Below are 6,551 nucleotides of genomic sequence, written 5' to 3'. Positions count from 1 at the left end.
CCGCTGCTGCTCGCGCTCGGCGCGGCGCTGCGCTCGCCGCATCGCGCGTGGCTCGTGCCCGCGTGGCTGCTTGCCGCCGCCGCGCTGTGGGCCGCGCGCGCGCCGCTCGCCCGGCATTTCGAATGGGGCCTGTACCTGGAACACGCGAGTTTCAACCTCGCGATGGCGCTGCTGTTCGGCCGCACGCTCGCGGCCGGCGAGGTGCCGCTGTGCACGCGCTTCGCGACGATGATCCACGGCGCGATCACGCCGGCCGTCGCGCGCTACACGCGGCAGATCACGCTCGCGTGGACGCTGTTCTTCGTCGCGATCGCCGCCGTGTCGACACTGCTGTTCGCGACCGCGCCGATCGTCACGTGGTCGACGTTCGCGAACTACCTGTCGCTGCCGCTCGTCGCCGTAATGTTCGCCGCCGAGCATGCATGCCGGCGCTTCGCACTGCCGCACGAACCGCGGCCGCGCATGGTCGATGCGGTGCGCGCGTATCGCGCGACGACCCACGCATCGCAGGCGTCACGATAAATTCACGGCCGGCGCGGCGCCACCACGGGGCGCGCCGGCCTTCGCTCCCGTTTTGACCGATTTATGCCGACTCACCCGCTGGTTTTCCATTCATCGCCGGACCAGACGATCGCCTGGCGCGACGGCGCGCCCGTCACCGTGCGCGCGTTCGTCGCCGACGTCGCGCGCGTGGCCGCCGCGCTGCCCGCCGGCGGCCACGTGTTCAACGTGTGCCGCGACCGCTACCGCTTCGCGGTCAGCCTGTGCGCCGCGCTCGTGGCCGGCAAGATCAGCCTGCTGCCGTCGACGCACACGCCGGAAATGGTCCGCCAGCTCGCATCGTTCGCGCCCGACGCGTTCTGCCTGCACGACGCGCCCGACTGCACGATCGACCTGCCTCGCTTCGCCTACCCCGATGCCGCGCCCGGCGACCTCGCGAACGATGCGCCGTTCGTCGTGCCGCAGATCGATGCGGCGCGGATCATGGCCTACGTGTTCACGTCCGGCTCGACCGGCGCGCCGGTGCCGCACCGCAAGACCTGGGGCTTCCTGGTCGGCTGCGTGCGCGCGGCGGCCGACCGCCTCGGTCTGCTCGACGGCCGCGCGGCCACGCTGATCGGCACGGTGCCCGCGCAGCACATGTACGGCTTCGAGTCGACGGTGCTGCTCGCGCTGATCGGCGGCCTCGCGTTCAGCAACCGCCAGCCGTTCTACCCGGTCGACATTCGCGACGAACTCGATGCGATCCCGCAGCCGCGCGTGCTCGTCACGTCGCCGATTCACCTGCGAGCGCTGCTGGCGGCCGGCCATGCGCTGCCGCCTGCTGCGCTCGTGCTGTCGGCCACCGCGCCGCTGTCGGAAAAGCTCGCGTGCGAAGCCGAGGCCGCGCTCGACGCGCCGCTCGTCGAGATCTACGGCAGCACCGAAACCGGCCAGATCGCCACCCGCCGCACGTCGCAAGGCGCGACGTGGGCGTCGTTCCCGGACATCCGGCTCGACGCGCGCGACGAACCGGAGAGCGACGACGGCGAGCCGACGATCTGGGTATCGGGCGGACACGTCGAGGCGCCCGTGCCGATGGGCGATGCGCTCGAACTGCTCGGCGACGGCCGGTTCCTGCTGCACGGTCGCAAGGCCGACCTCGTCAACATCGCCGGCAAGCGCACGTCGCTCGCGTACCTGAACCATCAGCTCAATGCGATCCCGGACGTGCTCGACGGGGTGTTCTTCATGCCCGACGAAGCCGCGCCCGCGCACGCCGACGCGGGCCTCGAACCGGTTACGCGCCTCGTCGCGCTGGTCGTCGCACCGACGCTCGCGGCCGCCGAGCTGCAGCGGTCGCTGCGCGAGCGGATCGATCCCGCGTTCATGCCGCGCCCGCTCGTGTTCGTCGACGCGCTGCCGCGCAACGAAACGGGCAAGCTGCCGCGCGATGTGCTCGCCGCACTCGTTGCGCAACATGCGCGCACGTCGGCCGCGCCGACGCCCGCGCGTGCCCCGGCCGACCCACCCGCGCTCGGGTTCACGATCCCCGCCGACCACCCGGCACTGCCCGGCCACTTCCCCGGTCATCCGGTCGTGCCGGGCGTCGTGCTGCTCGATCACGCGATCCATGCGATCAGCGCGGCGCTGGGCCGCCCGCTGAATACGTGGCGGCTCGGGTCCGCTAAATTCCTGAGCCCGGTCGCGCCCGGCGAACCGCTCGATCTCGCGTATGACGCCGCAGCCAGCGGTGCGATCCGCTTCACGCTGCGCGCCGGGACGCGCGAGGTCGCGAGCGGCGTGCTGTCCGCGCCGCCGGCCGTGCAGGATGGCGCGCAGCCATGAAGCGCACCGCGTGGGCCGAACGCCAGGAACGCAGCAATGCCGGCTTGCTGCGCGTGATGACGTGGATCTCGCTGCGCTTCGGCCGGCAGCGCGCCCGCGTCGTGCTGCATCTGATCGCGACGTACTTCGTGCTGTTCTCGCCGATCGCGTGCGCGGCATCGCGCGACTACCTGCGTCGCGTGCTCGGCCGCCCCGCGCGCTGGCGCGACGTGTACCGGCACGTGTTCACGTTCGCGGCAACGATCCACGACCGCATCTACCTGATGAACGGGCGCTTCGACCTGTTCGACATCCGGCTGCACGGTGAAACGCTCGTCGACGCGGCCCTCGCGGGCGGACGCGGCGCGTTCCTGATGGGTGCGCATCTCGGCAGCTTCGAGGTCGTGCGCGCGATCGGCCGCACGCACCCGGACCTGCGCGTCGTCGTGACGATGTACGAGAAGAACGCGCGCAGGATCAACGCGACGCTCGCCGCGGTGAATCCCGCCGCGCAACCGGAAGTGATTCCGCTCGGGCAGGTCGACTCGATGCTGAAGGTGCGCGAGCGCCTCGACGCGAACTGCATGGTCGGCATGCTCGCCGACCGCACGCTGCTCGACGACGCGGCCGCATCGCTGCGGCGGCTGCCGCTGCTCGGCGCGCCGGCCGCGTTCCCGCTCGGGCCGCTCTACATGGCCGCGATGTTGAAGCGACCGGTGATCTTCATGACGGGCCTCTATCGCGACGGCAACCGCTACGATGTGCACTTCGAGACGCTCGCCGATTTCTCCGACGTGCGGCGCGACGCACGCGCGGCGGCCGTCGACGCGGCACTCGCGCGCTACGTCGCGCTGCTCGACAAGTACTGCCGAGCGGCACCGTACAACTGGTTCAACTATTTCGATTTCTGGCAAAGCGGCGATGCTGCGGCTGCGCGCAGCGACGCTGCGCGCGCCGATGCCGGCCTGGCCGCCACGAGGGATTCCGACGCATGACCGCCGTTCGCCGCCGCCTGCCCACGCTCCCGTCCGCGCTGCGTCGTGCCGCCCGCGCGCTGGCCATCGCCTTCGCTGCAACCGCCGCCGCGATCGCGCTGGCTGCCACGCCCGCGCAGGCGGCCGACACGGTGCCGGCGTGGACACTGGACCGGCTGATGTCGACCCTCGCGCAGCACAAGTCGGGGCGTGCGACGTTCACCGAGACGAAGTACCTGTCGATCGCGACGCAGCCGGTCGAATCGTCCGGCGAACTCGTGTTCGTCGCGCCCGACCATCTCGAGAAGCACACGCTGAGCCCGAAGCCCGAACACCTCGTCGTCGACGGCGACATGCTCACCGTCGAGCGCAACAACCGCAAGTACACGCTCGCGCTCGCACGCTATCCGGAACTCGGCGCGTTCATCGACAGCATTCGCGCGACGCTCGCCGGCAACCGCTTCGCGCTCGAACAGGTGTACAAGGTCGCGCTCGCCGGGCGCGGCGACGACTGGTCGCTGACGCTCACGCCGCTCGACTCGCGGATGCTGAAGGTCGTCAGCACGATCACGCTCGACGGCACGCGCGACGTGTTGCGCAGCGTCGCGATCCGGCAGGCCGACGGCGACCGTTCTGTGATGCGCCTGCAACCCATTCCGGCAAACCCGAACTGATGGACGAACGCACCCGGCCCTCGTCGTCACCGGTCACCCGCCGCCTGCATGCGCTGCGGCAGCGCGCGGTGCTCGTGTGGCTGGTCGCGCTCGTCGCGTGCGGCGTCGCGATCGGGCGCGCGCACTTCACGGCCGACCTGTCCGCGTTCCTGCCGAGCGCGCCGAGCGCCGGGCAGCGCGTGCTCGTCGACCAGTTGCGCGACGGCATCGTGTCGCGGCTGATCCTCGTCGCGATCGATGGCGGCGACACCGCCACGCGCGCCGCGCTGTCGCGACGCGTCGCCGGCACGCTGCGCACCGATCCGCAGTTCGCGGCCGTTCACAACGGCGAAGCCGCGAACGACGCACGCGACCGCCAGTTCATCTTCGATCACCGCTACCTGCTGAGCCCGGCCGTCACGCCGCCGCGCTTCAGCGCCGCCGGCCTGCATCAGGCGCTCGGCGACAGCCTCGACCTGCTGAGCTCGTCGGCCGGCCTCGTGGCCAAGGCGATGCTGCCGCGCGACCCGACCGGCGAAGTCGCCACGCTCGTCGACCAGCTCGACAGCGCGGCCGAACCGACGAGCCGCGACGGCGTGTGGGCATCGCGCGACGGCACGCGCGCGGTGCTCGTCTTGCAGACGGCCGCCGCCGGGTCCGATACCGACGCGCAGGCCCGCGCGATCGACACGGTGCGCGACGCGTTCGCCACGGCGAAGCAGGCCGTCCCGAATGCCGCGGCGACCACACTCGCGATGACGGGCCCCGGCGTGTTCTCGGTCGACACGCGCGACACGATCCGGCACGACGTCGAGCGGCTGTCGACGGCGAGCGTCGTGCTGATCGTCGCGCTGCTGCTGACGCTGTACCGTTCGCCGCGCACGCTCGCACTCGGCTTGCTGCCGGTGCTGACGGGCGTCGCTGCGGGAATCGCGGCGGTCAGCCTCGCGTTCGGTACGGTTCACGGGCTGACGCTCGGCTTCGGCACGACGCTGATCGGCGAAGCCGTCGACTATTCGATCTACCTGTTCGTGCAATCGGCGCAGGCCGGCACGCGCGGTACGGCACTTCCGGCCGACGCGACGCGCGCATGGGTTGCCGCGTACTGGCCGACGATCCGGCTCGGCGTGCTGACGTCCGTGTGCGGGTTCGCGTCAATGCTGTTCTCCGGCTTCCCGGGCCTCGTGCAGCTCGGGCTGTATTCGATCGTCGGGCTGACGGCCGCCGCGCTCGTCACGCGCTTCGTGCTGCCGCACCTGCGCGGCGAGCATGTTGCGATCCGCGACGTGTCGCGCGTCGGCGCCGTGCTCGCCCGTGCGGCCGACGCCGCGCCGCGGCTGCGCTGGCCGCTCGCCGTGCTGGTGATCGCCGCGGGCGCAACGCTCGTGCTGCATCGCGACGGCCTGTGGAGCCGCGAGCTCGCCGCGCTGAGCCCCGTGCCGGCGCACGCGCAGGCGCTCGACGCACGGCTGCGCGCCGATGTCGGCGCTCCCGACGTGCGCTATCTCGTCGTGATTTCCGCATTGACCGAACAGGCCGCGCTCGAAGGCGCCGAAAAGGTGGCTGCGCAATTGCAGCCGCTGGTCGACCGTGGCGCGCTCGCCGGCTTCGAAAGCCCCGCGCGCTACCTGCCGAGCGATGCCGCGCAGCGCGCACGCCAGGCAAGCCTGCCCGATACCGATGTGCTCGCCGCACGGATGCACGACGCCGTCGCGAACCAGCCGATCGCGGTCAAGCCCGACCTGTTCGCACCGTTCATCGCCGACGTCCAGGCCGCGCGCCACGCGCCGCTGCTGACGCGCGCGGACCTGCACGGCACGTCGATGGCGCTCGCCGTCGATGCGCTGCTGACCGAACGCGACGGCCGCTGGAGCGCGATGCTGCCGCTGCGCGCGCCGGACGCCGCCCGCACCGCACAACCGGCATCGAGTCTCGACGCCACGCCGATTCGCGCGGCCGTCGCGCGCGCGGGCGTGCCCGATGCGCTGTTCGTCGACATGAAGGCCGAAGCCGACCGCCTGTACGTGAGCTACGTGCACGAGGACATCCGGCTGTCGCTCGCGGGTTTTGCCGCGATCGCCGTGCTGCTGCTGATCGCGCTGCGCTCGCCGCGCCGGGTCGTGCGCGCGCTCGCACCGCTCGTCGCCGCCGTGCTGGTCGTGACGGCCGGCTTCGCGCTCGCCGGCGTGCAACTGACGATCCTGCATCTCGTCGGGATGCTGCTGATCGTCGCGGTCGGCTCGAACTACGCGCTGTTCTTCTGCAAGCGCGACGACGCGCAGCCCGTCACGCCCTACACGCTCGTGTCGCTGCTGATCGCGAACCTCGCGACGGTCGCCGGCTTCGGGCTGCTGGCGCTGTCGCACGTGCCGCTGCTCGAGACCTTCGGGCTCACCGTCGGCCCGGGTGCGATGCTCGCGCTCGCGTTCGCGGCAATTCTCGCGCCGCGCGCGGCCGAGGCCGCGGCCGTCAACCGTCATCGAGGAAGCCGCGCATGAACGCGCCGTCGTCCGTTCCGTCGCGACAGCCCGGCGATACGCGCCGCTGGAAGCCGACGCCGTTGATCGCGGGCACGGCCGCGCTGCATGCGGGCGCGGCCGCGGCCGTCGTCGCGCAG

At 71.9% G+C, this 6,551-nt stretch carries 5 protein-coding genes; all 5 read left to right on the top strand.

The features are described 5' to 3' along the window. Positions 1–522: hypothetical protein (locus BDI24065_RS40555; protein WP_175035903.1), on the top strand; the 522-nt coding region annotated here is incomplete at its 5' end. A 63-nt stretch (positions 523–585) separates the two neighbouring features. Further along, the gene (locus BDI24065_RS40550; RefSeq protein WP_175035902.1) at positions 586–2,328 is read left to right on the top strand and encodes an acyl-CoA synthetase family protein; all 1,743 of its coding nucleotides are present in this window, start codon (positions 586–588) and stop codon (positions 2,326–2,328) included. Continuing rightward, entirely contained in the window at positions 2,325–3,302 is a 978-nt protein-coding gene (locus BDI24065_RS40545; protein ID WP_175035901.1) for an LpxL/LpxP family acyltransferase, read from the top strand. Before BDI24065_RS40550 ends, BDI24065_RS40545 begins: the two co-directional genes overlap by 4 nt. Then, positions 3,299–3,955: an outer membrane lipoprotein carrier protein LolA gene (locus BDI24065_RS40540; RefSeq protein ID WP_175035900.1), complete on the top strand. Its 657-nt coding sequence runs from the start codon at positions 3,299–3,301 to the stop codon at positions 3,953–3,955. The genes BDI24065_RS40545 and BDI24065_RS40540 overlap by 4 nt, the downstream gene beginning before the upstream one ends. After that, entirely contained in the window at positions 3,955–6,432 is a 2,478-nt protein-coding gene (locus BDI24065_RS40535; protein WP_175035899.1) for an MMPL family transporter, read from the top strand. Before BDI24065_RS40540 ends, BDI24065_RS40535 begins: the two co-directional genes overlap by 1 nt. Positions 6,433–6,551 lie beyond the last annotated feature (119 nt).

The sequence above is a fragment of the Burkholderia lata genome (assembly GCF_902499025.1).
Lineage (GTDB): Bacteria > Pseudomonadota > Gammaproteobacteria > Burkholderiales > Burkholderiaceae > Burkholderia > Burkholderia lata_C.
The sequence above is the reverse complement of the archived record's forward strand: the minus strand, read 5'-3'. Positions and strand labels throughout refer to the sequence as shown.